The sequence below is a fragment of the Pseudomonadota bacterium genome, from assembly GCA_040752895.1.
Taxonomy (GTDB): Bacteria; Pseudomonadota; Alphaproteobacteria.
In genome coordinates, this window is record JBFMHN010000004.1 from 1 (window position 1) to 26,534 (window position 26,534).

General features: G+C 63.8%; 27 protein-coding genes. 13 read left to right on the forward strand and 14 right to left on the reverse strand.

All coding sequences use genetic code 11. The annotated features are described in order from the left end of the window. Window positions 1–20: 20 nt before the first annotated feature. The 5 genes from AB1781_07980 (at window position 21) to AB1781_08000 (ending at window position 5,371) form a co-directional block, all read left to right on the forward strand. On the forward strand, window positions 21–395 hold the full coding sequence (locus AB1781_07980) for a DUF983 domain-containing protein (GenBank protein MEW5704504.1): 375 nt from the start codon (window positions 21–23) through the stop codon (window positions 393–395). A gap of 1 nt (window position 396) precedes the next feature. Next, a complete protein-coding gene (locus AB1781_07985) occupies window positions 397–1,101 on the forward strand; it encodes an SURF1 family protein (protein MEW5704505.1) in 705 nt (234 codons plus the stop codon). Between the two features lie 30 nt (window positions 1,102–1,131). Next, entirely contained in the window at window positions 1,132–2,637 is a 1,506-nt protein-coding gene (locus AB1781_07990; GenBank protein MEW5704506.1) for a carboxypeptidase M32, read from the forward strand. Window positions 2,638–2,711: 74 nt separating this feature from the next. Further along, window positions 2,712–4,118 (forward strand): threonine synthase, encoded by a 1,407-nt coding sequence (gene thrC / locus AB1781_07995; GenBank protein ID MEW5704507.1) that lies wholly within the window; start codon window positions 2,712–2,714, stop codon window positions 4,116–4,118. Beyond that, the gene (locus AB1781_08000) at window positions 4,115–5,371 is read left to right on the forward strand and encodes a pitrilysin family protein (protein ID MEW5704508.1); all 1,257 of its coding nucleotides are present in this window, start codon (window positions 4,115–4,117) and stop codon (window positions 5,369–5,371) included. The genes thrC and AB1781_08000 overlap by 4 nt, the downstream gene beginning before the upstream one ends. Window positions 5,372–5,399: 28 nt before the next feature. On the opposite strand, the gene AB1781_08005 is transcribed toward AB1781_08000, so the two are convergent. Continuing rightward, window positions 5,400–5,969, reverse strand: coding sequence for a YqgE/AlgH family protein (locus AB1781_08005; GenBank protein MEW5704509.1), 570 nt, complete (start codon window positions 5,967–5,969; stop codon window positions 5,400–5,402). 140 nt (window positions 5,970–6,109) lie between these two features. Between AB1781_08005 and AB1781_08010 the strand changes: the two genes are divergently transcribed. Beyond that, window positions 6,110–8,287 carry a protein-disulfide reductase DsbD domain-containing protein gene (locus tag AB1781_08010; GenBank protein MEW5704510.1) on the forward strand — a complete coding sequence of 726 codons (2,178 nt, stop codon included), beginning with the start codon at window positions 6,110–6,112 and terminating at the stop codon, window positions 8,285–8,287. 88 nt (window positions 8,288–8,375) lie between these two features. Continuing rightward, a complete protein-coding gene (locus tag AB1781_08015) occupies window positions 8,376–8,858 on the forward strand; it encodes a peroxiredoxin (GenBank protein MEW5704511.1) in 483 nt (160 codons plus the stop codon). On the opposite strand, the gene rnhA is transcribed toward AB1781_08015, so the two are convergent. Next, window positions 8,855–9,322 (reverse strand): ribonuclease HI, encoded by a 468-nt coding sequence (gene rnhA, locus AB1781_08020; GenBank protein MEW5704512.1) that lies wholly within the window; start codon window positions 9,320–9,322, stop codon window positions 8,855–8,857. The genes AB1781_08015 and rnhA overlap by 4 nt on opposite strands. A gap of 10 nt (window positions 9,323–9,332) precedes the next feature. Next, a complete protein-coding gene (locus tag AB1781_08025; GenBank protein ID MEW5704513.1) occupies window positions 9,333–10,295 on the reverse strand; it encodes a homoserine kinase in 963 nt (320 codons plus the stop codon). Between the two features lie 260 nt (window positions 10,296–10,555). Between AB1781_08025 and AB1781_08030 the strand changes: the two genes are divergently transcribed. From AB1781_08030 to gcvPB, 5 genes are read left to right on the forward strand one after another with little or no spacing between them, the layout of a single operon-like run. Then, a complete protein-coding gene (locus AB1781_08030; protein MEW5704514.1) occupies window positions 10,556–11,107 on the forward strand; it encodes a hypothetical protein in 552 nt (183 codons plus the stop codon). Beyond that, window positions 11,104–12,210: a glycine cleavage system aminomethyltransferase GcvT gene (gene gcvT / locus AB1781_08035; GenBank protein MEW5704515.1), complete on the forward strand. Its 1,107-nt coding sequence runs from the start codon at window positions 11,104–11,106 to the stop codon at window positions 12,208–12,210. Before AB1781_08030 ends, gcvT begins: the two co-directional genes overlap by 4 nt. 19 nt (window positions 12,211–12,229) lie before the next feature. After that, the gene (gene gcvH, locus AB1781_08040; GenBank protein ID MEW5704516.1) at window positions 12,230–12,607 is read left to right on the forward strand and encodes a glycine cleavage system protein GcvH; all 378 of its coding nucleotides are present in this window, start codon (window positions 12,230–12,232) and stop codon (window positions 12,605–12,607) included. Further along, on the forward strand, window positions 12,607–13,944 hold the full coding sequence (gene gcvPA / locus AB1781_08045) for an aminomethyl-transferring glycine dehydrogenase subunit GcvPA (GenBank protein MEW5704517.1): 1,338 nt from the start codon (window positions 12,607–12,609) through the stop codon (window positions 13,942–13,944). The genes gcvH and gcvPA overlap by 1 nt, the downstream gene beginning before the upstream one ends. Beyond that, window positions 13,941–15,446: an aminomethyl-transferring glycine dehydrogenase subunit GcvPB gene (gene gcvPB / locus AB1781_08050; GenBank protein ID MEW5704518.1), complete on the forward strand. Its 1,506-nt coding sequence runs from the start codon at window positions 13,941–13,943 to the stop codon at window positions 15,444–15,446. Before gcvPA ends, gcvPB begins: the two co-directional genes overlap by 4 nt. Before the next feature lie 4 nt (window positions 15,447–15,450). Here the strand turns inward: gcvPB and AB1781_08055 are convergent, their stop codons facing one another. The 8 genes from AB1781_08055 to AB1781_08090 form a co-directional block, all read right to left on the reverse strand. After that, window positions 15,451–15,933, reverse strand: a complete 483-nt coding sequence (locus AB1781_08055; protein ID MEW5704519.1) for a F0F1 ATP synthase subunit B — start codon at window positions 15,931–15,933, stop codon at window positions 15,451–15,453. After that, window positions 15,933–16,424 carry a F0F1 ATP synthase subunit B' gene (locus AB1781_08060; protein ID MEW5704520.1) on the reverse strand — a complete coding sequence of 164 codons (492 nt, stop codon included), beginning with the start codon at window positions 16,422–16,424 and terminating at the stop codon, window positions 15,933–15,935. The genes AB1781_08055 and AB1781_08060 overlap by 1 nt, the downstream gene beginning before the upstream one ends. Window positions 16,425–16,467: 43 nt before the next feature. After that, entirely contained in the window at window positions 16,468–16,692 is a 225-nt protein-coding gene (locus tag AB1781_08065) for a F0F1 ATP synthase subunit C (GenBank protein ID MEW5704521.1), read from the reverse strand. A 42-nt stretch (window positions 16,693–16,734) separates the two neighbouring features. Beyond that, a complete protein-coding gene (locus tag AB1781_08070; GenBank protein ID MEW5704522.1) occupies window positions 16,735–17,469 on the reverse strand; it encodes a F0F1 ATP synthase subunit A in 735 nt (244 codons plus the stop codon). 30 nt (window positions 17,470–17,499) lie between these two features. Beyond that, a complete protein-coding gene (locus AB1781_08075) occupies window positions 17,500–17,835 on the reverse strand; it encodes an AtpZ/AtpI family protein (GenBank protein MEW5704523.1) in 336 nt (111 codons plus the stop codon). A 157-nt stretch (window positions 17,836–17,992) separates the two neighbouring features. Continuing rightward, complete coding sequence (gene smc / locus AB1781_08080; protein ID MEW5704524.1) at window positions 17,993–21,457, reverse strand: chromosome segregation protein SMC; 3,465 nt, start codon at window positions 21,455–21,457, stop codon at window positions 17,993–17,995. Between the two features lies 1 nt (window position 21,458). Next, window positions 21,459–22,106 carry a DsbA family protein gene (locus AB1781_08085; GenBank protein MEW5704525.1) on the reverse strand — a complete coding sequence of 216 codons (648 nt, stop codon included), beginning with the start codon at window positions 22,104–22,106 and terminating at the stop codon, window positions 21,459–21,461. A 77-nt stretch (window positions 22,107–22,183) separates the two neighbouring features. Continuing rightward, window positions 22,184–22,705, reverse strand: coding sequence for a DciA family protein (locus tag AB1781_08090; GenBank protein MEW5704526.1), 522 nt, complete (start codon window positions 22,703–22,705; stop codon window positions 22,184–22,186). A 117-nt stretch (window positions 22,706–22,822) separates the two neighbouring features. Between AB1781_08090 and mutY the strand changes: the two genes are divergently transcribed. Further along, window positions 22,823–23,959, forward strand: coding sequence for an A/G-specific adenine glycosylase (mutY, locus tag AB1781_08095; GenBank protein ID MEW5704527.1), 1,137 nt, complete (start codon window positions 22,823–22,825; stop codon window positions 23,957–23,959). Here mutY and AB1781_08100 read toward each other — a convergent pair whose 3' ends face one another. The 3 genes from AB1781_08100 to AB1781_08110 form a co-directional block, all read right to left on the reverse strand. Beyond that, window positions 23,960–24,802 (reverse strand): response regulator, encoded by an 843-nt coding sequence (locus tag AB1781_08100; protein MEW5704528.1) that lies wholly within the window; start codon window positions 24,800–24,802, stop codon window positions 23,960–23,962. A gap of 276 nt (window positions 24,803–25,078) precedes the next feature. Further along, window positions 25,079–25,753 (reverse strand): restriction endonuclease, encoded by a 675-nt coding sequence (locus AB1781_08105; GenBank protein ID MEW5704529.1) that lies wholly within the window; start codon window positions 25,751–25,753, stop codon window positions 25,079–25,081. Window position 25,754: 1 nt separating this feature from the next. Next, a complete protein-coding gene (locus tag AB1781_08110; protein MEW5704530.1) occupies window positions 25,755–26,528 on the reverse strand; it encodes a DNA methyltransferase in 774 nt (257 codons plus the stop codon). Window positions 26,529–26,534 lie beyond the last annotated feature (6 nt).

The following is a 26,534-nucleotide window of genomic DNA, read 5'->3' on the forward strand; positions in this document are numbered from 1 at the left end:
AGGGGGCAGTCGGCACGCAAATGGCCGAAGGCTTCACGCCGATCCCCTCGCCGATACGCGCCGGCCTTGCAAGGCGCTGCCCGCGCTGCGGGAAAGGCAAACTCTTCCAGGCCTATCTCAAGGTCGCAGACCGGTGTTCGGTCTGCGGCCTTGATTTTTCGACCTTCGAGAAAGCCGACGGTCCGGCCGTTTTCATCATTCTTATCCTTGGCTTCCTCGTCGTCGGCCTCGCCCTTGTCGTCGAGGCCCTGTACCAGCCGCCGTTCTGGGTTCATGCGCTGCTTTGGCTCCCGCTTGTCCTGGGGGGCGTCTACGTCATGCTGCCGCCGCTCAAGGGCTGGATCGTCGCCGCCCACTATAAGTACCTCTCAAACCAGCGTGGCAAGGCACCTTAGAATGGCGTTCCGCTTTCGTCCGACCTTGTGGCCGACGCTGTTGACCATTCCCGCCCTGCTTACCCTGGTGGCGCTGGGCAATTGGCAGATGGAGCGGTTTGCCTGGAAGCGCGAGCTTCTGGCGACACTGGAGGCGCAGCTCGGCCAGCCGTCGGTGATCCTGCCGGCCAGCATCGCCGCGCCGGAAGCGTGGGAGTTTCGCCGCGTCCGCGTGGAGGGCGTTTTTCTCCACGCCAAGGAAATGCATTTGAGCGGCCGCGCCCGCGGAGGCGTTCCCGGCGTTGAGGTCGTAACCCCGCTTCGCCGGGCGGACGGCAGCGTGCTTCTCGTGAACCGGGGCTGGGTGCCGCTGGCCGAGCAGGACCCGGCCGCCCGGCCGGAAGGCTATCTTGTCGGGGGCCAAACGGTCGAAGGCGTGCTGCGCACGGAGAAACCGAAAGGGTGGTTAACACCCCCGAACGAACCGGCGAACGGCCTATGGTTCCGCCTTAGCCTTGCCGAAATGGGAAAGTGGGTGGACGCAGGCCCGGTCCTGCCGGTTTTCCTTGAGGCGAGCCCGAGCGGCGTTCCGGGCCGCTACCCGGCTGGCAAAGCGCCTGAGGTTGATCTTCCGGAAAACCATCTCGGCTACGCCATCACCTGGTACGCGCTGGCGGTTGCGCTCGTCCTTATCTATCTTATCTATCATGGGCGCCCGCGCGCCTGACCCCCGTTTGACGGATTCGGTTGACTGAAAATGGCCTCGAACGCCCTCTCGCCTTACGCGCAACTCGAAGCGCGTTTCCGCAAGGTGATGCACCTTCGGGATGCGGCCGGCATGCTGCAATGGGACATGGCGACGACGATGCCGCCGGGGGGCGCCGCGTCGCGGGCCGACCAGCTCGCCACCCTTGAGGTCGTCTGCCACGAGACGCTGGCGGATGCCGCTCTTGAGGATTTGATGGGCGCGGCCGAAGCCGAGGAAGGCACCGTGGACCCTTGGCGGGCCGCGAACCTGCGCGAGATGCGAAGGCTCTGGCTGCACGAGAACGCCCTGCCGGTTGCTCTCGTCGCGGCGCTGGCGCGCGCTATCGCCGCCTGCGAAATGACCTGGCGGGAAGCCCGCGCCAGAGACGATTTCAAGATGCTTTGCCCCAAGCTCGGGGAGGTTCTCAGTCTGGTGCGCGAGGCAGCCGCGGCGAAGGGAGCGGTATTGGGCTGCGGCGTCTACGACGCGCTTCTCGACAGCCACGATTCGGGTCGGACGACGGCGGAGGTAGACCGCATCTTCGGTTGGTTGGAGCCGTTCCTGCGGGACTTTCTTCCGACCGTGCTCGAACACCAAAAGGCGCACCCGCCGCTCGCCGTGCCGGCCGGGCCGTTCCCGGTGGCGAAGCAGAACGAAGTAGCGACCCATTTCATGAAGGTGCTCGGCTTCGAGTTTCACAACGGTCGGCTTGACGTCAGTCACCACCCCTTCTGCGGCGGCACGCCGGACGACGTTCGGATCACGACCCGCTACGATACGGAAGACTTCGCTTCGTCCCTGATGGCGGTTCTGCACGAGACGGGACATGCCCTCTACCAGCGGGGCCTGCCCCAGGTCTGGCGCGATCAACCGGTCGGCCGCATGCGCGGCATGACGCTCCACGAAAGCCAGTCCCTTCTTATCGAAATGCAGGCCTGCCGCGGCCGGGAATTTATTGCCTTCGCCGCTCCCTTTCTGCGCCAAGCCTTCGGCAGCGAAGGCGCGGCGTGGGAGGCTGAGAATCTTTACCGCCTCTACACCCGTGTCGCGCCCGGTTTCATCCGGGTGGACGCGGACGAGGTGACCTACCCGGCCCATATTCTTCTGCGCACCAAGCTCGAACGGGCGATGATCGCAGGCGATCTTGCGGTCAGCGACCTGCCCGGGGCCTGGCGGGACGAGATGCGGCGGCTTTTGGGCATCGTCCCGGAAACCGATCGGGAAGGGTGTCTCCAGGATGTCCACTGGCCGGGCGGCGATTTCGGCTATTTCCCGACCTATACGTTGGGCGCGATGACGGCGGCCCAGCTTTTCGACGCCGCCAAGCGGCAACTGCCCGAACTTCTTTCGGCCCTCGCCAAGGGGGATTTCGCGCCGCTTCTCGGCTGGTTGCGGACCAACGTCCACCGCAAGGGGGCGCTTCTTGACGCGGAGGCCCTCCTACAGGAGACGACCGGCCAGCCCTTGCAGCCGGCCATCTACCAGCGCCATCTTGCGGACCGCTATCTGGCCTGATGTCCGGCCTTAAGCTTGCCGCCCGGGCGGACGGCGGGTAGGTTCAAGGCGGCCGATTTCGGAGACGTTGCGTTTTGCATTACATCAGCACCCGGGGCGAAGCGCCGGAGCTTCCTTTCGATGAGGTCTTACTCGCCGGTCTGGCGCGGGATGGCGGGCTTTACGTGCCGGCCGACTTTCCGCGTGTCGAGGCGGCAACCCTTGAAGGGTGGCGGGACCTTCCTTACGCCGAGCTTGCCGTCCGGGTCATGACGCCCTTTCTCGACGGCAGCATCGGCGCGGCGGATTTTGCACGCCTCGTCCATGAGGCATACGCCTCTTTCGACGATCCCCGCGTCGCTCCCTTGCGGAAGTTCGACGGCAATGGCTGGCTGCTCGAGCTTTTTCACGGGCCGACGCTGGCCTTCAAGGACTATGCCCTGCAACTCCTCGGGCGCCTCTTCGACCACGTCCTCAAGGCGCGCGGAAGCCGCCTCACGGTTCTCGGCGCCACTTCCGGCGACACCGGCTCGGCCGCGATCGAGGCGTGTCGGGGCCGCGACGCGATCGACGTCGTCATTCTTCATCCAAAGGGACGGGTTTCGGAAGTGCAGCGTCGCCAGATGACGACCGTTCTGGCGGCGAACGTTCACAACCTCGCAATCGAGGGAACCTTCGACGATTGCCAGGATCTCGTGAAGGCGATGTTTCAGGACGTTGCCTTCCGCGATAGGCTCAACCTTTCCTCGGCGAACTCGATCAACTGGGTGCGTATCCTTGCCCAGACGGTCTATTATTTTTCGGCCGCCCTGGCGCTTGGCGCACCGAAGCAGGGCATAGCCTTCGCCGTGCCGACGGGGAATTTTGGAAACGTCTACGCCGGCTATGTGGCGAAACGCATGGGCCTTCCGATCACAAGGCTTATCATCGGAACCAACCGGAACGACGTTCTAACCCGCCTTTTTACGGAAGGCGAGATGCGGATCGCGGCGGTCGCGCCCAGTTTAAGCCCGGCGATGGACATCCAGATTCCAAGCAATTTCGAACGTCTCCTGTTCGATCTCTACGATCGGGACGCCTCCCGTGTGCGCGCCGCGATGGCGGCTTTCCGCCGGGAGGGCCGGCTGAAGCTGGAAAAGGCCATGCTCGATCGGGCGTCCGAGACGTTTTCTGCCGTCCGGATCTCCGACCAGGCGACCCTTCGCACGATCGCCAAAATCCATGAAGAAAGTGGCCTTCTGATCGATCCGCACACGGCGGTTGCCGTCGCCGCCGCCCGCCGGATGGCGCCGGAAGCCGGCGTTCCCATCGTGGCTCTTGCTTCGGCCCACCCGGCGAAGTTCCCGGATGCGGTCGAACAGGCGACCGGCCTTCGACCCGAGCTTCCCCCCCGCCTCTCCGACCTTTTCGAACGCGAGGAACGAATGGCGATACTGCCGAACGATCTCGGCAAGGTCGAAGCCCATATCCAGGCGCGGGTTTCGAGCCGGGGCATTGCATGACGGTTCGGGTCTCCACCCTTGCGAACGGGCTTTGCGTCGCTGCGGACCGCATGGAAGGCGTCGCCAGCGCCACCGTCGGCATGTGGGTCGGTGCGGGCACGCGTTACGAGAAGGCGGACATCAACGGGGTGGCGCATCTTCTCGAACACATGGCGTTCAAGGGGACGGAAACACGCTCAGCCCAGGCCATCGCCGAGGAAATCGAGGCCGTCGGCGGACAGTTGAACGCCTACACTTCGCGGGAACACACCGCCTACCATGCGCGCGTTCTAAGCGCGGACATTGGCCTTGCCGTTGACCTTCTGGGTGACATCCTTCAGCACTCCGTCTTCGACGAACAGGAGCTTGCCCGCGAACATACGGTCGTCGCCCAGGAAATCGGCCAGGCCGAGGATGCGCCCGACGACGCGGTCTTCGATCGTTACCAGGCGGTCTGCTACCCGGCCCAGCCGATGGGCTGGCCGGTGCTGGGAACACCGACAACGCTCAAAAACCTCACGCGCGAAACGGTCCTCGACTACCTGGCCGGGCATTACCGGGCCTCCGCCATGGTGTTGGCAGCGGCCGGCGACGTCGCGCACGAGCATCTGCTCGAACTCGCCGAAGAACGTTTTGCCGGGCTGGTGCGGGAAAAAGCGGCCCCGCCGCCGCCGGCGCGCTATGTCGGCGGAGAGATCCGGGAATCGCGCGATCTCGAACAGTTGCACGTCGTGCTCGGGTTTAACGGCATCGGCTACCTCGATCCCGATTTCTACGCGCTTTCTGTTTATTCGACGCTGCTGGGCGGCGGCATGTCGTCGCGTCTTTTTCAGGAGGTTCGGGAAAAACGCGGCCTCGTCTATTCGATTTACAGCTTCATCTCTTGTTATGCCGATGGCGGGATTTTCGGAATCTATGCCGGGACTGGCGAGAAGGAAGCAAGGGAGCTTATCCCGGTTGTCGCCGAGACCATCCAGGCGGCAACGCGCCAAGCGACGGAGGAGGAGCTTGAGCGCGCGAAAGCGCAGATCAAGGCCACCATCCTCATGTCGCTGGAAAGCTCGGCCGCGCGCTGCGAGCAGCTTGCGAACCAATTGCTTGTCTATGGGCGTCCCTTTTCGCCGGCGGAGATCGTGGCGAAAGTCGAGGCGGTGGACCTCGCCGCCATTGCCCGCGTCGCGCGCCGGTTATGCATGAGCGAACCGGCTCTCGCCGCCCTGGGGCCGGTCGACCGGCTCGAGGGTTTCGATCAGTTAAAGAGACGTTTCGATTAGCTCGATTGGAAAGGGCGGATAGCGGCCGTCAGGCGTTCCCAATTTCGCTGGAAAGCTTGCCCCAGTCGACGCCGATCTTCGCCATCGCCTTTTCCCATTTCCCGTCCATGTCGCCGTCGAAGATCAAGGGTTCGTCGGCCATGACGTTAAGCCAGCCATTGCTCCGCATTTCCATTTCCAACTGGCCGGGCGCCCAACCGGCGTAGCCGAGCGCGACCATGCTTTTCCGCGGGCCGCGGCCTTCCGCGATGTCGCGCAGAATTTCGGCGGACGCCGTCAGCGCCACGTTGGTGTCGATGCAGAGCGTGTTGTCTTGCTGATAGTCGGCGGAATGCAGGACGAAGCCGCGTTCGGATTCGACCGGTCCGCCGAAGAAAAGGCCAATCTCACGGTCGTCGCTGACGGCGTCAATTCCAAGCTGGGAAAGCAAGTCCGGCAAGGGCGCCGTGCCGATGCGCCGGTTGACGACCAGGCCCATTGCGCCTTCCAGGCTATGGGCGCACATATAAATGACGGCTCGCGCGAATCGCGGATCCTGGATTTGCGGCGTCGCAATCAAGAGTTGCCCCGCCAGATAGCCCTGGGAATTCGTTTTCATCGCTTCCATAAGACCATAAGTTTGGGCGAGCAGCGGTAAAGACAAGCTTACCAAAGCATAAAACTTTCGTGAACGCCCGCAATCCCGGTGTCGAATACATAATATAATAGGATGGTATGCGGCGCTTTATAATGCTTTCAATGTGTATACCCCGCCGCTTCCGCCAAGCTGCCCCGGGGCGAGGACTTGGCATCGCAGCGCTGCTTGGCGCGGTCTTGTTGCTTGGCCTTGCCGGCCACGGCCTGGCAGCAAGTTCGCCCTGGACGAGCCAGCTGAGCTCGGAGGAGGCGCCGGCCCGCCTGCGTCTGCTGGCAGCACCGGCGGGGGACCGGGACGAGCTTCTGCTCGGGCTTGAGTTCGAATTGCTGCCGGGCTGGAAGATTTATTGGCGGACGCCAGGAGACGCCGGCTTCCCGCCGGAGATCGACTGGGCGGGCTCGGAGAATCTGGATCGCTCTTCGATCCTGTGGCCGGCGCCGGAACGGTTTCGCGTGCTGGGCCTTGACACATTTGGCTACCGCGACCGGGTCGTGCTGCCGATCCGTGCCGGCCTCAAGGACGCGACGCAACCTTTGCGCGTCCGCGCCCACGTTTCCTACCTCGTTTGCGACGTCGTCTGCATTCCCGGAGAAGCGAAGCTCGCGCTCGATGCGGCGGCGGGCATGGCGGCATCCTCGGAAAGTGAGGTGATCGCGCGGTATTTGGCCCGGGTGCCGGGGGCCGGCGCCTTCGCGGGCCTTGTCCTCGAACGGGCCGAGTTTGCGGAAACGCTTGGGCGCCTCTCGGTCATGGCGCGGGCGGAAAGCCCTTTCCACAAGCCCGACCTCTATGTGGAGGGGCCGGAAGGCTATGCCTTCGGAGCCCCGGAGGTGCGCTTCTGGGAAGGCAAGCGCCGGGCGCTCTTCCACCTGCCGGTGACGCGGTCCGCTTCTGCGCCACCGGCTTCCGCTCTGCTCGGCGCGGGCCTCCGCTTCACTCTGGTTGACGATCTGGCAAAATCGCGCCCGCGCGCGGTCGAGCGCGTCCTTCCCGTGGTCCCCGCCTCGGCCGATGCGCTTCCCGGCCGCACCCTTGCCGCCGTGCTGGCGCTCGCCTTCGTCGGCGGGCTCATCCTCAACCTCATGCCTTGCGTGCTGCCGGTTCTTTCCTTGAAGCTTTTGGCCGTCGTCGGCCATGGCGGCGCGCCGCGGGCGGAAGTACGCAAGGGTTTTCTGGCGTCGGCCGCCGGCATCCTTGTCGCCTTTCTTACACTGGCGGGGGGGATCGCCTTTTTGCGCGGTGCCGGGGTGGCGGTCGGCTGGGGGTTTCAGTTCCAGTCCCCCTTCTTCCTTCTCGCCATGACGGCCGTGCTCGTGCTTTTTGCCGCCAATCTCTGGGGCCTCTTCGAAATCCGGTTGCCTTCAAGCCTACAAAGCGGGCTGGCCGAACGGGGCGGCGGGCATGGCTTGACCGGCCATTTCCTGACCGGCGTTTTCGCCACCTTGCTCGCCACGCCGTGTTCGGCGCCCTTCCTTGGCACCTCGATCGGTTTCGCCCTTTCGCGGGGGCTGCAGGAAATCTTCGCCATTTTTCTGGCGTTGGGGGTGGGCTTTGCTTTCCCCTATCTTCTCGTCGCTCTGTTCCCGGGGGTTGCCTCGCATCTGCCGAGGCCGGGGCCCTGGATGGGGCACTTGCGGCGCCTTTTGGGTGTAGCCCTCATCGGGACGGCGGTTTGGCTGCTTGGGGTGCTGGCGGCGGGTGTAGGCGCGCCTTCCGCCTTCGCCATCGGCGGTCTGTTGGCGCTTCTCCTGCTCGTCCTCGTGCTTGGCGGGCGGTTCCCGGAAAGAAAAGCCGCGTTTCGCGTGCTGGCGGCCGTCTTGCTGCTCTCGCCTTTGCTGATCACGGTCGCTGCCCCGCCGCCTGGGCCAGGCGTTGCCGGGAAAACGGACGCCGGCCCTTGGCGGGCCTTCGACGCCGCGGCGATCCCGGCCTTGGTGGAGGAAGGCCGCGTCGTCTTTGTGGACGTCACGGCGGAATGGTGCCTCACCTGCCAGGCGAACAAGGCGATCGTCCTCGACCGCGGTGCGGTGGCTGAAAAACTGAACAGCGGCGCCGTTATTGCCATGCGCGCCGACTGGACGCGGCCCGATGCGGAAATCGCCGCCTACCTCGCCCAATTCGGCCGCTTTGGCATTCCCTTCAACGTCGTTTACGGGCCGGGCGCGCCGACCGGCATCCCTTTGCCCGAGCTTCTGTCCGGCGAGGCCGTGCTCGAGGCCATGGCGCGGGCGGCCCGGACCGCCGCGCCGCCGCTTGCCAAAAGCCCTTATGGAAATTGAGGATGATTTTAGTTCGGTGTTCCCGTTAACCTAAGGGCTTCGGGACAAGAACGCGCCCCGTTCGGGGCGCTAAGGGGAGAGAACGCGAATGGCAATCAAGGAAGGCGACAAGATTCCATCGGTAACGGTTCACCGGATGACGAAGGAAGGACCGAAGACGGTCTCCACGGACGAACTCTTCAAAGGAAAGCGCGCCGTCCTCATCGGCGTGCCCGGGGCCTTCACGCCGGTCTGCTCGAACCAGCACCTGCCCGGCTTCGTGAAGAACGCCGGCGTCATCAAGGGAAAAGGGGTGGACATGATCGCCTGTATTTCCGTGAACGACGCGTTCGTGATGGATTCGTGGGCGAAATCTCAAAACACCGGCGACGATGTCGTCATGCTTGCCGACGGCAATGGCGCCTTCACGAAGGCGGCCGGGCTGGAGCTGGACGGCAGCGGCTTCGGCCTCGGCACGCGTTCCCGGCGTTTCGCGATGGTCATCGAGAACGGCGTCGTGAAGACCTTGAAGCTCGAGGAAGGCGGCAAGCTTGACGTCAGCACGGCCGAAAACATCCTGGCCGCCCTCTAGCCGTTTCTTTCTCCGCCTTTATTTTCGGCCGCTTCCCGGATGGCCTGGCGGGCGAGTTCGTCGGCGCGTTCGTTTTCGGGGTGGCCGGTATGGCCGCGGACCCAGTGCCACTCGACCTCGTGGGCGCTCAAGGCCGCCTCGAGGCGCCGCCATAAATCCTGGTTCTTTACCGGCTTCCGATTCGCCGTCCGCCAGCCGTTCGTCTTCCAGTTCTTAAGCCAGGCGGTGATGCCTTCCTTGAGGTAGGTGCTGTCCGTATAAAGCCGCGCCTTGATGGGTCGCTTGAGCGCCTCAAGCGCCTGGATCGCCGCCATCAGCTCCATCCGGTTGTTCGTAGTCTCCGCCTCACTGCCCAAGATTTCGCGGGTTTTATCGCGAAAGCGCAGGATGGCGCCCCACCCGCCGGGGCCCGGGTTGCCGCTGCACGCCCCGTCGGTGAAGATGTCGACGACCTCTTCTTTCATCACCTTCTCTTTACACGATCCCGTAGGCGGCCGGGCTTTCGATGCCGGCGTGAAAGCGGAGCCGACGCAGAAATTCGAGCGGGTCTTTCGGCCGCACGAGCGCGCCTTCCGACTGGTTCAGCCAATCGTAAAGCCGGGTCAGCAGAAACCGCATGGCGGCTCCGCGGGCGAGGACGGGGAGCGCGGCAACTTCTTCTTTGCTCAGCGTGCGCACGGCGCGGTAGGCGGTGATCAGCTTGCCCGCCTTCGTGATGTTGAAATCACCCGCCGGCTCGAAGCACCAGGCGTTCAGGCATATCGCAAGCTCATAGGCGAAGAAGTCGTTGCAGGCGAAATAGAAGTCGATGATTCCGGAAAGCCGGTCGCCGAGAAAGAACACGTTGTCCGGGAAAAGGTCGGCGTGGATGACCCCTATCGGCAGGTTGTCCGGCCAGTCTCGCCGCAGCGTCAGAAGCTCGGTGCGGATTTCCTGGGCGAGCCCCGTCCGCACGCGATCCGCTTGCCCCGCGCAAGCCTGAAACAGTTTCTCCCAGCCTTCCGGTCCCAGGTCGTTTTGGCGAAACACCTTGAAGCTTTCGCCGGCCAAATGCATGGCGGCTACCGCCTTCCCAAGCTCCACGCAGTGCTCGGGCAAAATCCGTCTGGGCCACATGCCTTGCAGGAAGCTCACGATAGCGGCTGGCTTGCCGCACAGGCTGCGCAGCGCTTGCTGGTCGCGTCCATGGAGCGGTGTCGGGCAGGGTACGCCGTGCGTCGCCAGATGCTCCATAAGCCCGAGGAAAAAAGGCAGATCCTTCCGCGCCACCCGCTTTTCATAGAGCGTCAGGATGTAGGCCTTCTTCTCCATTTGCAGGAGGTAATTGGAATTTTCGACTCCCTCGGCGATCCCCTTGAAGGCGACGAGCTTGCCAAGGTCGTATTCGGCGACGAATTTTGTCAGGTCTTCGTCGGATACTTCGGTATAGACGGCCATGAAACGAAGATATTTCGGTTGGGAGAGGGGGTGGCGGAGGTTGGCTTGTACGGCATCCGTTCGGGCAAGGCGGGTTGAACGTTTACCCATACGTTCGCCCACCTTACCCGTTCCAGCGCCTCTTGAGCAACGACCGCCAGTCCTCTAAAATCAGGGGCCGAAAGGGGGCCGCCGATGCCCTTGACATAACCGGCCGTGGCGGACGATGCGCAAGGCCGGGACAAACCCGAAGGGATGAAGGGGTGCGGAGAGACCATTTCGTGCGCGCCGGTCGATTTTGTTTGGGTGGTCCCGTTCTCGCGCTTGTCCTTCTTGCCGGTTGTTCGAGCATCGGCTCGACGGTCCGAAGCGTTTCCGAAACCGTCGTCCCCAGTTGCCCGGGCGCTTCGTTCCTGCCCGACGCTTCCAAGTTGACGCGCTTTCGGGAGGGGTCCTTGGGCGATCTCACCGACGTTCGTTTCGAAAGCGAAATCCGCCGCGTCGATGCGAGCTGCTCCTGGGAGGGGGATGCCGTCGTCGCCAACCTCGAGCTTGAATTCGTTCTGGCCAAGGGGCCGGCCTTTACCGGAGAGAATCCGGAGATCGTCTATTTTGTCGGGACGACGGATAAACACCGCGCGGTGATTTCGAAAGAGAAATTGACGACAACGGCCGTCCTTCCGCCCGATGCGAAGGCGCGCGCTTGGAAGGAAAAGCTCGCCCATCGGATCCCCCTGGCTGAGGGGAAGAGCGGCAGCGATTATTCCATCTTCATCGGATTCCAGCTCAGCCGGGAGGAGCTCGACTATAACCGCCGATGGTATGGCCGATGACGGCGGGAAGCCCGCTCCGCACCCCGCTTCATGCCTTTCACCTTCGGCACGGCGGCAAGATGGTCGCCTTCGCCGGCTATGAGCTGCCGGTCCAATACGCAGGCGGCATCCTGGCCGAACATCGGCATACGCGGAACGCCGCCTCCCTTTTCGATGCGTCTCACCTGGGTCAAGTGTTCGTACATGGGGAGAACCAGGCCGAGGCGCTGGAGCGGCTGGTGCCGGGCGATCTCCTGGCGTTGCCGGAAGGCCGCATGCGCTACACGTTGTTCACGAACGCCGGCGCCGGCATCCTCGACGACCTCATGGTGATCAACACCGGCAACCCGTGGTCGCTCGTCATCAACGCCGGACCGAAGGCCGCCGACCTTCGGCATCTGCGCGCGCATCTGGGCGAAGACAAAGTCGAATATCTCGAAGACCGGGCGCTTCTTGCGCTGCAGGGGCCGGCGGCGTCGGCGGTGCTTTCCCGTTTTGCCAGGGGCTGCGAAGGCATGCCCTATCTTTCGGCCAGGACGTTTTCGATCGCCGGTACGGAAGCCTTCGTCACGCGTTCGGGCTATACCGGCGAGGACGGCTATGAGATTGCCGTGCCCGGTGCTGCGGCGGACGCGCTGGCCGAGAAACTTCTCGAACAGCCGGAGGTCGCGCCGGCCGGGTTGGGCGCCAGGGACAGCCTCCGGCTTGAGGCCGGGCTTTGCCTTTACGGCCACGACCTCGATGCGACGACGACGGTGGTGGAGGCTGGGCTTGCCTGGACGGTCTCGAAACGCCGCCGCGCCGAGGGGGGCTACCCCGGCGCCGAGACCGTCCGCCGCGAGCTGGCCGAGGGGCCAAGGCGAAAGCGCGTCGGGCTTCGACCCGCCGGCCGGTCACCGGTCCGAGAGGGTGCCGCCATCGTGAGCGGGGCGGGCGAAAAGATCGGCCAGGTGACGAGCGGGGGCTTTGGCCCGACCGTGGAGGGACCGGTCGCCATGGGGTATGTTGAGGCGTCTTTCGCAACGCCGGGGACGGCGGTCGGGCTTGAACTTCGCGGCCGGACGGTGGAGGCTGCGGTAACTAGGCTTCCCTTCGTTCCGACGCGTTACCACAAGGGCGAATAAACATCTCGGGGGCAAGGCAATGAGCGGGTTTCGGTACACGAAGGATCACGAATGGGTTTTCCTGGAAGACGGGATCGCCACCCTTGGAATTACGGCCTACGCCCAGGGGCAGCTTGGCGACATCGTTTTTGTCGAATTGCCCGAAATCGGCAAGACGGTGAGCCGGGGCGAGGCGGCGGCGGTCGTTGAATCCGTGAAGGCGGCAAGCGAGGTCTACGCGCCGGTGACCGGCGAGGTCGTCGAGGTGAACGCGGCCCTTCAGGCCGATCCGGCCATCGTCAACGCCGACCCGACCGGCAAGGGCTGGTTTCTGAAGCTGCGCCCACAGGATCTCGCCGAGTTGAATTCGCTTATGGATGAACCTTCCTACCAGGCTTACGTGAAGGAACTCGCCTGATGCGTTACCTGCCGCTGACGGACGCGGACCGTCAGAAGATGCTGGAAACGATCGGGGCCGCTTCCGTCGATGCTCTGTTCGTGGACGTGCCGAAGGCGGCCCGGCTTGCAGCACCCCTCGATCTTCCCGACCATCTGGGCGAGATCGAAGTTGAGCGGGCGGTCGCCCGCCTTGCCGCGAAGAATCTGGACGCCGGTTCGGTTCCAAGCTTTCTCGGCGCCGGCCTTTACCGGCACTTCGTTCCCGCCGCCGTCGATTACCTGATCCAACGGGGTGAATTTCTGACCGCCTATACGCCCTACCAGCCGGAGATTTCCCAGGGCACGTTGCAGGCCCTGTTCGAGTTTCAGACGCAGGTCGCTCTGTTGACCGGTATGGAAATCGCGAACGCTTCCCTCTACGATGGGGCGACGGCGGCGGCCGAGGCGATGCTGATGGCCAGGCGGCTGTCGCGCCGCGAGCGCGTGCTTGTCTCCGGCGGTCTTCATCCCCATTACCGGGACGTCGCGCGCACGATGGCGGGAGGCGTCATCGAGGTCTTGCCGCCGAAACTCGGGGGGGGGGAGGAACTGGCCTCGAAAGTGGACGGGACGACCGCTTGCGTGGTCGTCCAGAACCCAGATTTCTTCGGCAATATCCGGGACTTGAGCGGTATCTCGGCGGCCTGCGCGGCGGCCGGCGCCCTGCTTGTCGTCGTCGTCACCGAGGCACTTTCCCTGGGTGCCATCCGTAGCCCGGGCGAGATGGGCGCCGACATCGTTGCGGCGGAAGGTCAGTCGTTCGGCAACGGCTTGAATTTCGGCGGGCCCACCGTCGGTCTCCTCGCCTGCCGCGAAAAGTTCCTCCGCCAGATGCCAGGCAGGCTGTGCGGACAAACGGTGGACATCGAAGGAAGGCGCGGCTGGGTGCTGACCTTGTCCACGCGCGAGCAGCACATCCGCCGGGAGAAGGCGACCAGCAACATCTGCACGAATTCCGGCCTATGCGCGCTCGCCTTCACGATCCACGCGGCACTTCTGGGCGAGGAGGGTTTGAAGCGCCTTGCCGCCATCAACCACGAGAAGGCGGTCGCGCTTGCCGAGAGGCTCGGGCGTCTGCCGGGCTGCGAGGTTACGACGCCCGCCTTCTTCAACGAGTTTACCTTGCGCCTGCCCCTGCCGGCCGCTTCGGCTGTCGAGCGCTTGGCCGAGGACGGCGTCCTTGCCGGCGTCCCGCTTTCCCGTCTCTACCCGGAAGCGGAGGCCCTTGCCAATCATCTCCTCGTTGCAGTTACCGAAGTGACGGAGGAAAGCGACATGGCGGCGCTGGCCGCCGGCCTCGAAGGGTTGCTGCCGTGACGGGCACGACCTCTGGCCATCGTGGCCTCGATTTCGAGGAACCGCTCCTCTTCGAGCAAGGTGCCGAAGGACGCACGGGTGTTGACCTTCCGAAGCCGGCGGGCAAGGCGAACCGCCTGGGCGGGCTTGAGCGGAAATCCCCGGTTGGTTTGCCCGGCCTTTCCGAGCCGCAGGTGATCCGCCACTTCACGCGGCTCAGCCAGAAGAATTACGGCATCGATTCCGGCTTCTATCCGCTCGGCTCCTGCACGATGAAGCACAACCCGAGGCTCAACGAAAAGCTGGCGCGGCTGCCGGGCTTCGCCAGCCTTCACCCGTTGCAGCCGTGGAGCACCGTGCAAGGGGCGCTCGAGTTGATCGAGCAATTGGCGGACTGGCTGAAAAAATTGACCGGCCTGCCGGCGGTTGCGCTGTCGCCGGCGGCGGGCGCCCATGGCGAGCTTTGCGGCATGATGGCGATCCGGGCGGCGCTGGCCGACAGGGGCGACAAGAGGGCCCGCGTGTTGGTGCCGGAATCGGCCCACGGGACGAACCCGGCGACGGCGGCCGCACTTGGCTACCGGGTGGACTCGGTGCCGGGGAATGCGCGTGGGCGGATGGATTTGGAGAGCTTCCATTCGAAGCTGGGCGAGGACGTGGCCGCCGTCATGCTGACCAACCCGAACACCTGCGGCTTGTTCGAAGACGAGATCCTGGAAGTCGCCGCCGCCATCCATGGCGTCGGCGGTTTTCTTTATGCGGACGGGGCGAATTTCAACGCAATCGTCGGCCGGGTGCGGCCGGCCGACCTCGGCGTGGACTGCATGCACATCAACCTGCACAAGACCTTCTCGACCCCCCATGGCGGCGGCGGACCCGGCAGCGGACCGGTCGTCCTTTCAGAAGCCCTAAGCCCCTTCGCGCCTTACCCCTTCCTGGTGCGGGACGCGAAGGGCCTGCGTCTGGCCGAAGGGCCGGGCGAGGTGCCGGAAGGCGCCAAGCCCTTCGGCCGCCTCAAAGGTTTCCACGGCCAGATGGGCATGTTCGTCCGCGCGCTTGCCTACATGCTGAGCCACGGCGGGGACGGTCTCAAGCAGGTGGCGGAAGACGCGGTCCTAAGCGCGAACTACCTGTTGGCCACGCTCAAGGACGAGCTTTCCGCGCCTTACGCGGGGCCTTGCATGCACGAGGCGCTGTTCGACGACGCGGCCTTTCGGAAACACGGGATCACGACGCTCGACTTCGCGAAGGCGTTGATCGACGAGGGCTTCCATCCGATGACGATCTATTTCCCGCTTGTCGTGCACGGGGCGCTTCTGATGGAGCCGACGGAAAGCGAAAGCAAGGAAGGCCTCGACCGTTTCATTGCAACGGTGAGGGCGTTGATGGCGCGCCTAAAATCCGGTGACGTCGTCCACTTCCAGCAGGCGCCGCAATTTACGCCGCGCCGCCGTCTCGACGAAACCCTGGCCGCCCGTCACCCAGTCTTGCGCTGGCGGGCGGGGGCGGAAGTCCAGGACTAAGGAATCAGTGCAGTTTGGCGGGGAGGTCGGCGATGGCGCGCGCGATCAGCCGTTCCGTCGTCTTCGGCTCAAGGCTTTCCGCCAGCACCTTCGTCGCGGATGCGATCGCAATCTCGACGGCGCGGCCCCGGATTTCGCGCACGGCTTCCCGCTCGGCCTGGGCGATACCGTCGGTGGCCATGCGCTCCCGCCGCTCGAGGGCGGCGTTCAAGTCCGTTAGGCCCCGTTCCCGGAGGCGTCCCGCCTCTTCTTTCGCGCGGGCAAGAATTGCGGCGGCTTCCTCGATCGCTTCCCGCTGCTTCCGCTGGAAATTGGCGAGGGTGGCTTGGGCTTCCTCGCGAAGCTTTTCCGCCTCTTCGAGGGAGGTGCGCACATGCTGGATACGCGCATCCAGCATGCCAAGAAGCTTGTTCCGGATTGGTTTGAAAACCGCGCCCACGAAGATCGCGAAAGCGAGGATTTCCCAGAAGACGATCGATTCGAACATTACGCCCCGCCTTTCAGCACGGCGTCAACGGCCAGGCTTGCCCGGTCCTTCGGCACCTCCATGCCGATCAGCTTCGCGGCGACGTCGGCCGCGGCCTCGACGGCCACTTCCCGGGTCGCGGCCAGCGCTTCCGCCTTCGATTCCGCGATGCGCTTCTCCGCCGTCTTCGCTTTCTCGGCCAAGATCGCCTCGAAGCTTGCCGTCCGCTTCACGGCTTCCGCGGCAAGCTCCTGCGCCGCCTGGCGCAGGGCGGCGTGTGCCGCCTCACGCGCCTGGCGCAGGGCTTCCTCGTAGGCGTGGATGGCGGCGTCCGCCTCTTCCTTTAAGGCGGTGGCTCGCTCCAGGTTGGCGTCAATGCGTTTTCGGCGCTCCTGCAGAACCCGCTCGACCCGGGGAAGTGCGACCTTCGCCATGACGACGTAAAGCGTCAGGAAGGTGATGACGAGCCACACGATCTGCGGCGCGTAGTCCGGGATGACCATCTGGGGCATGCGTCTCTCCGAAAGGCTTCGACGGCGTCCTTCGTGCTTCGGCCTAGCCGAAGAGGATCAGGAAGGCCATGACAAGGGCGTAAAGGGCAACCGCCTCGACCAGCGCGAAGCCGAGCAGCACGTTCCCGAACACCTTGGGGGCTGCCGCCGGGTTGCGGAAACTGCCCGCGACATATTCGCCGAAAATCGTCCCGATGCCGACACCGGCCCCCGCCACGCCAATCGTGGCAAGGCCCGCGCCGATCAGTTTTGCCGCTTCAACGTCCATGGTTCGTTTTCCTTCTTTCTTTGGTTTAAGAAATTCCGGTTCTCAGTGGTGGAGATGGATCGCATCGCTGATGTAAATGCAGGTCAGAACGGCGAACACGTACGCCTGCAGAAAGGCGATCAGCGTCTCGAGCCCGTACAGCAGAACGATGAAGATGAAGGGGGCCACCCCGAAAAAGCCGAGCGCCACGACGAAGCCCGCGAACACGGCCAGCATCGTGTGGCCGGCCAGCATGTTGGCAGCCAGACGAACGGAAAGGCTGACGGGACGCGAAAGGTAGGAAACGAGTTCGATGGGCACAAGCAGGGGCGCCAGATAGATCGGCACGCCCGGCGGCAGGAAAAGGCCGAAGAACTTGAGCCCGTGGCGGAGGAAGCCCAAAACCGTCACGCCGAGGAAGATGGCCGCCGCCAAGGCGAAGGTGACGATGATGTGGCTCGTCACCGTGAAGCTGTGCGGGATAAGCCCCAGCACGTTGCTGAACAGGATGAACATGAAGAGGCTGAATACGAACGGGAAGAACCGCTTTCCCTCGCTGCCGATGTTGTCCCTGACCGTCTTCGCGATCCACTCGTAGCTGAGCTCGGCCAGCATCTGCCAGCGGCCCGGCACCATGGCGCGGCTTCGTACGCTCAGGATCAGGAACAGGGAGGCGAGAACGACGGCGATCACCATCATCGCCGAGGAATTCGTGAACGAGGCATCGAGGCCGCCGATCCGGATATCCACGAGGCGCGTGATCGCGAATTGCTGTAGGGGGCTGTGCTCGGCGGCCACTTGGTTTCCTTTCGGCGCTGGGCGGGCGGCCTATTTGCCGCTTTCTTCCCCGGGCCTTCTTTCTTCTTCTTCGGGCTGGGCGTTCAGGCGTCTTCCCGTCCGGTACGCGTTTAACAAGCCCCCGGCACTTCCGAGGAGCAAAAAAATCAACAACAGCCACGGCCCGGTTCCCAACCACCGGTCGAGAGCCCACCCCATGGCGGCACCGACGAAAAGGACCGACGCCATCTCGACGGCTAGGCGAAGCGTTTGCCCGGCGGGCGATGGGTTGGGCGCGCCGGGTTCTTCCCCAAGTCTCGCGTCTTTGGCCTTCCGAATCCGGTTTCCCAGATCGTCGAGAGCGGAAGGCGGTTCGTCCTTTGTCATCGGCACGTTGCGCCTGCCTTTGCCGCAAGCCCTCGCCGTGAAATCGGGGGCAAGATAGGTGCGGGGTTCCCCCCTGTCAAGCGCGCCAAACGGCAACGGAAAGTGCGAGAAAGGGCTTCTTCGTCATGCGGTTACACAAGCACCGTTGGGCGGCGGCCTAGGCTGTCGCCCGCATCCGTTCGGCGCCTTGCAGATCGACGGAAACAAGTTTGGAAACGCCGCGCTCTCCCATCGTCACGCCGAACAGGCGATCCATCCTCGCCATCGTCATCCGATGGTGGGTGATGACGAGAAAACGCGTCTGCGAGGTGTGCGCGATCTCGCTGACCAGGGTGCAGAACCGATCCACGTTCGCATCGTCGAGCGGCGCATCAACCTCGTCGAGGACGCAGATCGGCGTCGGGTTGGTGAGAAAGACGGCGAAGATAAGGGCGAGCGCGGTCAGCGCCTGCTCACCACCGGAAAGCAGCGACATGGTCTGCAGCCGCTTTCCCGGAGGGCTTGCCATGATCTCGAGCCCCGCCTCGAGGGGGTCTTCCGATTCCGTTAGCTTCAGATGGGCTTGGCCGCCGCCGAACAGCCGGACAAAAAGTTCGCGGAAATGGGCGTCCACTTTTGCGAAGGCCGCGAGAAGACGCTCTTCCCCTTCGCGGTTGAGCTCGGTAATGCCGCGTCGCAGCTTGGCGATGGCCGCGACCAAGTCTTCGCGCTCCGCCGTCATCTCATCGATGCGGACTTGCAGTTCGTCGGCTTCCGTCTCCGCGCGCAGATTGACGGGGCCGATGCGTTCGCGTTCGCGCTCGTAGCGGTCGAGCTTGGCTTCGATTTCCTCGATCGGGGGAAGCGCTTCGCCTTCCTTCAGATCCGCCAGCCCGATCGCGTATGCGGGTTCGCAATCGAGGCGTTCGCGGATGCGCTCAATGATCACCTCGCGGGCCTGAACGTCCTGCGCGACCTGGGCTTCGAGCCGGATGCGGTTCTCGCGGCTTTCCGCCAGCGCCGCCTCGGCGGCCTTCAAGGCCTTGTCCTTTTCGGCCATCTGGCTTTCGCCCGCTGCCAGGCGGTCGGCGGCCAATGCGCGGACTTTTTCGGCCGCTTCGAGGCGGGTGGCAAGCTCGCCGCGCTGGGCGGCCAATGCGTCGGGAAGGGCGGCGAGCCGCTCGCGCTCTTCCTCGGCGGCCTGGTGCCGGTTTTGCAGCAATTCCTGCTGATGCGCGGCGCCTTCCGCCTGCTTTTGCCAGGAGATGGCCTCGGCCTCGATCGCATGGAGCCGCGAACTCCGCGCCGCGCCGGCTTGACGCAAACGTTCATGGTCGGCCTGGCATTCGAACATCACGATCCGCCGCTTCGAAAGCGTGTGCCGCTTCTGCTCGACCTGGCTTCTGGCTTCCGGCAGGTCGCCAAGCCGGGCAAGCGAATCCTTGACCGCGGCAAGGCGGGTCTCGGTCTCCCGCCGGTCGAGCGTGATCCGTTTCTCGGCTTCTTCAAGGGCGAGAAGATGTGAATCCGTCTCGGCGCTTTTGCGGGTGATCGTTGTCTGGGCCTGGTGGGCGCGGGCAAGGGTGGCTTCCGCTTCTTTGAGCGTCTCGCGCGAGGTGCGCTCGGCCGCCGCCGCCGCAGCCGCCGCAGCGAGCGCTTCCTGGCATGTCTGGCTGCACGCCGTCACGCCGGGTTCCGCCCGGGCAATCGCTTCGTGCAGTTCCTGAAGGCGGTTGCGCTGGTGCAGCCGGGTTGCCGCCGACAGGCGCGCGCCGGCCTTTATCCGGAAGCCGTCCCACCGCCAAAAATCGCCCGTTCGGCTGACCAAGCGCTGGCCCTGCGTCAGCTCGGCGGCCAGCCTTTCGCCAGTTTCGTGGTCCGGGACGAGGCCGATTTGCGAAAGCCTGCGGTGGAGAACCTCCGGGGCGCGGACATGGACGGTAAGCGGGATGGCGCCGGCCGGCAGGGACGGGTCTTCCGTCTTCGCCGACGTCAGGCGCCAATAAACCGGCGCCTCCTCCGGCCCGGCCGCCGCCTCCAAATCGTCGCCGAAAGCCACGCCGAGGGCCGTCTCGAAACCCGGCTCGACGGTGATCGCATCGAAAAGCGGCGTCCAGTCTTCGCCTTCCGCCCTTTCGAGAAGGGCGGTCCAGGCCGCCGCCTCGGCGCGGAGCTGCACCAGGGCGGATTCCGCCTCGTGCAGCCGGTTGCGGGCATCGTTTGCCGTCTCGTTCGCGGCGTGACGGGTTTCGTTCGCCTTCTCCATCGCCTCGCGCGCCTGGGCGAGGCGGGCGGAAGCGATAGCCACCGCATGGTCCGCTTCGTTCCGGATTGAAATGTCGACGCCTTCGGTCGCGAGCCTCTCGCGGCGGGCATCTATCTCTGTCGTCTGCTGGCCGATGCGGTCAAGGCGTTCCTCCAGATCGCGAAGCTCTTCAAAAAGTTTCGTCTTGCGCGCTTCGTCGGCGGCGACACGCTCGGTGAGTTCGGTAAGGTCGTTTTCAAGGGTCTCCACCTCGGCGCTTACGGCGGCCAGCCGTTTGGCGGCTTCCGCCAGCGCTTCGGTTTCCCCCTCGCCGGCGGCGGTCAGGGCCTTTTGCTCTTCTTCCAGGCGGCTCAAGGCCGACGCCGCGTCCCGGGCCAGTGCCTGCTCGCGTAGAAGATCGCTTTCGATCTGGGCCAGGCGATTCGCGCATTCGGCCTGGGCGGCCTGCAGGCGCGCCTCTTCCGCGTCCAGTCCGTCGCGGGCCAGCAGCAAACGCTGCAACTCGGCCGCCGCTTCGGCTTCTTTTTTGCGAAGCTCCGGCAGCGTCGCCGCCACTTCGGCTTGCGCGCCGGCCGCCGCCGCCGCGACGCGGGTGCGCTCGATGACTTCGGCGTTGCCTTGGGCGAGCTGGCTTTCCGCCGCTTCGACCTTGGCGCCGGCGGCAATCCATTTCAGGTGCAGAAGAAGCGCCTCGACGCTGCGCATGCGTTCGCTCAACCGGCGGTAACGGGAGGCCTGCCGGGACTGACGCTTGAGCCCCTGCATCTGGGTTTTCAGCATTTCGATCACGTCGTTGACGCGGGCGAGGTTGGTTTCGGCCCCCCGCAACCGGAGTTCGGCCTCGTGCCGGCGCGCATGTAGGCCGGCGATGCCGGCCGCCGCCTCGAGAAGGCCGCGCCTTTCCTGGGATTTTGCGTTGATGACGGCGCCGATCCGGCCCTGGCTTACGAGCGCCGTCGAGCGCGCGCCGCTCGTCGCATCGGCAAACAGAAGCTGAACGTCCTTTGCCCGGACGTCCCGCCCGTTCACCCGGTAAAGGGAACCTTCGCCGCGCTCGATCCGCCGCGCCACCTCAAGCTCGTCCGCGTCGTTGAAGAGGGCGGGCGCGGTGCGCTCCTGGTTGCCGAGCTGAATGACGACCTCGGCCAGGTTGCGGGCGGGGCGGTTGGCGGTGCCGCTGAAGATGACGTCATCCATCTCGCCGCCGCGCATCTGCTTGGCGGACGTCTCGCCCATCACCCAGCGCAGCGCCTCGACCAGGTTCGACTTGCCACAGCCATTCGGCCCGACGATGCCGGTCAGCCCGGTCTCGATCGACAGCTCCGTCGGATCGACGAAGGACTTGAATCCGCTCAGCGTGATCTTCAGGAATTGCACGTCAGGCCGCCTCGGCTTTTTTCAGGAGGGGAGCTAGAATCTTGTCGAAGTCCTCGATGAGCATGTCGCCGACATGCTTTTCGCCATCGATGATGAAGGTGGGAGTCGATCGCACCTTGTAGGCCTTTTCCCCATATAGGCGTTCCTTGAGGATGGTGTCGGCCAGCGTCGAATCGTTCAGGCAGGCGTCGTAGGTTTTTTCGTCCATGCCGACCATTTTTGCGAGACTGGCCAGCGCCGCCCGCGGGTCGGCGGATTCTGCCCAGCTCCGCTGACGGGAAAACAGCAGAGTCAGAAAGTTGAAATAATTATCTTTCGGCGTGCAATCGGCAAGCATGGCGGCCTTGTGCGCGAGGTTGTCCAGCGGGAAATTCCGGTAAAGCAGCCGCACCTTGCCGGTGTCGATATACTTTGCCTTGAGTAGCGGCAGCGTCTCGACCTCGAACTTTGCACAGTGCGGGCAGGTGAGTGAGGCGAAGACAACAATAGTGACGGCCGCCTCCGGGTTGCCGAGCAGCCGAGTCGGCAGGCGGGACGCGTCAAAAGTGGCCTCTTCGTCCGTTTTTCCGCAGCCATAGGCGGTCAACAGGAGCAAGGAGAAAAACAGGATATGGCGGAAAAACCGCCTCGCTTCCACAAGATATAGCATGCTGGCGGCCAGTATAGGGGCGAGAAGGCAGAAGCGGCAAGCCGCGCGTTGAACGGACCGTCCGCTTTTTATCCGGCCTATTTCTTGGCGCCGCCGCGGGCGTGTCCGGCACCCAGAACGCGCTGGCGCGCCTCCACCGCGCGGCCGAGGCGGGCCAGCGCTTCCTCCAATCCCGATTCCGTCTCCGCGCCTTCTTGGCCCGGGCCCGGCGTTCCGGCCGTTTCCGTCTTTTCCGAGAGGCGGTCTTTCGCCGGCAGGGCGGTCGCGTTCCGAACCAGCATGTCCTGAACAAGCTTCAGCCGGTGGACGGCGGCATAACCGAGAAAGCCGTTGATCCGTTCGACGATCAGGGGCTCGAGATGCTGCAGCTCCGTCGCCAGGCTGCCGGCCACCGCGACGTGCAGCGTCGCACCCTCGCGCGCCCCCCGCGGAAAGACAAGCTTGCGCGGCAGGCTGGCCCGTCCGAGGACAGGACCGACAATATCCGACCATTTCGTGACGAGGCTGGCGACCATGACGCCCCGCCGGCCAAGGGCGCGAACGGCGATGCGGGGGACAAGCTGGGCAAGGGAGCGCGTGCCTTGGCGGGGCGGCGACATGGCGACGTTTCCTCTTTTTCCCGGGTTGGCCAGATGCCGGGCTCGCGTCCTATGCTAGGCCCAACGCCGGTGAGCGGCAATCGCCGAGAGGGCGGGAAAAAAAGGCCGGGAGAAAACATGGCGACCACACGCCGCACATCGCCGAGTAAGAAGGCCGTCCCGGACGCCGCCCGTCTGGCGCGGGCGTTGCTTCGCTGGTACGACCGCGGCCACCGTTCCTTCGTGTGGCGGGCCGAGCTTGGGGAGCGCGCCGATCCCTACCGCGTCTGGCTCAGCGAAATGATGCTGCAGCAAACCCAGGCTGCCACCGTCGATCCCTATTTTCGGAAATTCGTCGCGCGCTGGCCGACACTTGCGGACTTGGCGGCGGCCGATCTCGACGACCTGCTTCACGCCTGGCAGGGCCTTGGTTACTACAGCCGGGCGCGCAACCTGCACCGTGCGGCGCGGATTCTCGTTCAGGAGATGGGGGGACGCCTCCCCGAGGACGAGGCGGCGCTGCGCGCGCTTCCCGGCATCGGTCCCTACAGCGCCGCCGCCATCGCCGCCATCGCCTTCGGCAAGCCGGCCGTGGTCGTGGACGGCAATGTCGAGCGGGTCATCGCGCGCTTCTTCGCGGTGAAGGAGGCCTTTCCCAAAGCCAAGGGAAGGGTTCGGGAGCTTGCGGCGGGGCTTACGCCGCGCGCCCGCCCCGGGGATTACGCGCATGCCATCATGGAACTCGGCGGCGCCGTCTGCCGGCGGTCGCAGCCGGATTGCGGCCGCTGCCCATGGGCGTTCGCCTGCCGGGCTTACGCGGAAGGGCTGACCGATCGGCTGCCCCGGCGGGCAAAACGGGGCAGGCGGCCGCTCCGCCATGGGGTCGCCTTCTGGCTTCAGCGCGGCGACGGCGCCGTCCTTTTGCGGCGGCGGCCGGAGAAGGGCCTGCTCGGCGGCATGATGGAAATTCCCTCGACCGTCTGGCGGGACGACGCATGGACCCTTGGCGAGGCGTTGCAGCACGTCCCCGTGCCGTCGGCCAGGCTTCGCCGCAAGCGGCTCTTGCCGGGCGTCGTCCGCCACGAATTTTCCCACTTCCGGCTGGAACTCCGCGTCGTGGCGACAGCCACCCAAGGCCGGGTAAAAATGTCGGAGGATATGGTCTGGTGTCGGCCGGAACGCTTCGCCGATTATGCGCTGCCTTCGGTCATGCGGAAACTCATCGCCCATGTTCTTGATGGCGAGATTCCTGGCGGCGAGGCTCTTGACCTTTGATCAGCCGCCGCCCGCCCGCGCGGCGGTTTTTGCCTCGCATCTTGCCGCGACCTCCGGGTAGGTGGCTCGCAGCTGGCTTAGCGAGGCGGCCAACATGCCGTCGACCTCGCCGGTCAGCACGAAGGCAAGTGCGGCGTTGCCGTGCTTGCAGGCCTTCTCGATGGCGGCGGCGTGGCGGCTCAAGCGCGTGAACCCGCAATTACCGGCGACGCTTTTGAGGTCGTGCGCGTTTTCGGAGAGGAGAAGAAGGTCCCGTTTTTCCGTTGCCAGGCGGATGCCGTCGGCGTGGACGCGTACCGTTTTGTCGAACAGCACGAGCAGTTCGATGGTTGACTGCAAGCCGATCATCGCCTCGAAATCGGCTAGCGTCATCGGCTCGAACAGGGGCAGGGGACTTTCCTTTCTTGCTTCGGTTCTTGCCTCGGCCGGGCAAGGTTTTTCCTGGGTCCAGCGTTCAACGAGCGCGACCAGCTCGTTGGCGGCAATCGGCTTCGCCGCGAAGTCGTTCATGCCGGCCTGGTAGAAACGCTCCTGATCGTCCAGCGTCACGTGCCCGGTGAAGGCGACGATGGGGACCTTGCTTTTTCCGTTCGGCAGCGCACGGATCGCCTTCGTCGCCTCGATCCCGCTCAACTTCGGCATCTCGACGTCCATGAGAACGAGGTCGTATTCACCCGCCGCGATTGCTTCGACCGCGGCGATACCGTTGTCGACGTTTTTCGTATCGAAGCCAGCCAGACCGAGGATCGTTCGGACGATCTCCTGCATGGCCGGGTTGTCGTCGGCGATCAAGACGCGCGACGCCTTGTGTGGTTGAGTGGAAAGCGCCTTTGCGTTTTGCATGGCTTGCTTCCTTCATCCTTCCCCTTTCCTTTATCACACGTAAAAGGGGATGTATAAAAGTTTATACAACTATTAGACGAGTTAGTGGTTAACAAAGACTTAAGCTGTGGATAATTATTTAACTATCTGAAAAATATAAGAATTCTTATGGATCATAGATCAATGGGGAAAAAGACGAACATCGGATGTATGGCCCGATTGCAGGGCGGCTCGGGCCAGTGCCACCGTTGTGGTGCGGCGAGCCTAAGGGGGGCGTGGTGCCAACCATTAGTTGTTTTAGTTGTTTCCGGGTAACTGTCTTTCGATTTCCGCCCGGACCGGTTGGATGGCTAGTAATTCTCTCGTAAAATATTGGAAGTTTTTGATTTGATGTTCCTGCCGAAATTTTACGATTTCCTCATAATCAATACTGAGCAACTGACAGAATTCTTGGCCCGTCATGGCTTCCTCCGTCGTAATTTTGCGCTTAAAGCCGTCAACAATCGCCCGACGGTTATTTTGGTTAAAGCAGCAAAAATGAGTGGTGATTGTAAACCGGACGAGAGGAGCAATAACATTGACAAAGCGATGCATACTCTCTCGCTCCCCTGCCGCCTTCTTAGTATCGAAGGCGTCCCCATCTTTTAATTCTATGATGTAACAATGTTGGCGAGAGGGGCGACGTTGAAACACCACGAAATCTGGCTCGGCCGAGACAGAAACAATCGTTTTGCATTTTTTGATTGCCGCTTTTGTCGCTATACACACACTTTCAGGGTAAGTGTCTTGCTGGAGAAAGACATCTAAGTCCTTAATAATATTTGATCTTTCTATTATGAGCTTTTCAAGCTCATTGCCGGACGCAATAACAGCGCTTTGGATACGGCTGATAAGGTTTCCAAGTTCAGGATCGCCAAAAAGGCGCGTGTAGCCCCCATCACCCCGCCCCCGCCTATCACGGATTAAGGCCATTTTAGCCCCTGATATCGCAGCCTAGAAATTGCCGGTTCGTTCGTGCGCAGGCCTTCAATATGGAATAACTACCCGCCGCCGGATCAATCACAATATCGCCGGCATTGGTAAGGGCTTCTATGAGGCGGCTCTGCAGGCCGATCGGTTTGGCGTGGGGGCCGTCGTTCGTTACTTTTTCATCCCAGACGTCGCGAATATCGTGGAGGGACCATACACCTTTGGCGCGGCGCGGCGCTTTTTGCAGGACGACCAGGTACTCGCTGACGCGGCGGCTCCGGTATCCCATGCCCATGCGCAGCTTGTTCCAGACGATAAGATCCACCACGTCCAGATTGGTTTTCTCCAGCCACGGCCCGAGACCCGTGCAGAGATGGAACTTGTCCGTCCATAAAAGCAGATGGCCGGACCGCATCAGCACCCGGTCAATTTCACGAAGGAATCGTTTGATCTCGGCTTCCGACATTTGCCGCAATTCCGATCGCGCACGTTGGCGTTCGCCTTCGTTGCCGTAGTTCTGATGATCGAGGACGCCGCGGTATTGCGGGTCGAAGAAACAAAGCAGCAAGCTTTCCGGTTGGAGTTTTTTTAAGAAGGACACACCTTCGTGTTTATTGCGGCGGTTCGGCTTGATGCCCTTGGGAAGGGAAAGGGAAGGCTGAAGGATTTTCTGCCGGTTGCCATAGACGGATTTCTTGCGGACAGACGGTGTTACGGTCTGCGCGAAATCTTCGTTGGCGGTATTGATCGGCCCAATAATTTCCGTGCGGTTTTTCATCTTTTT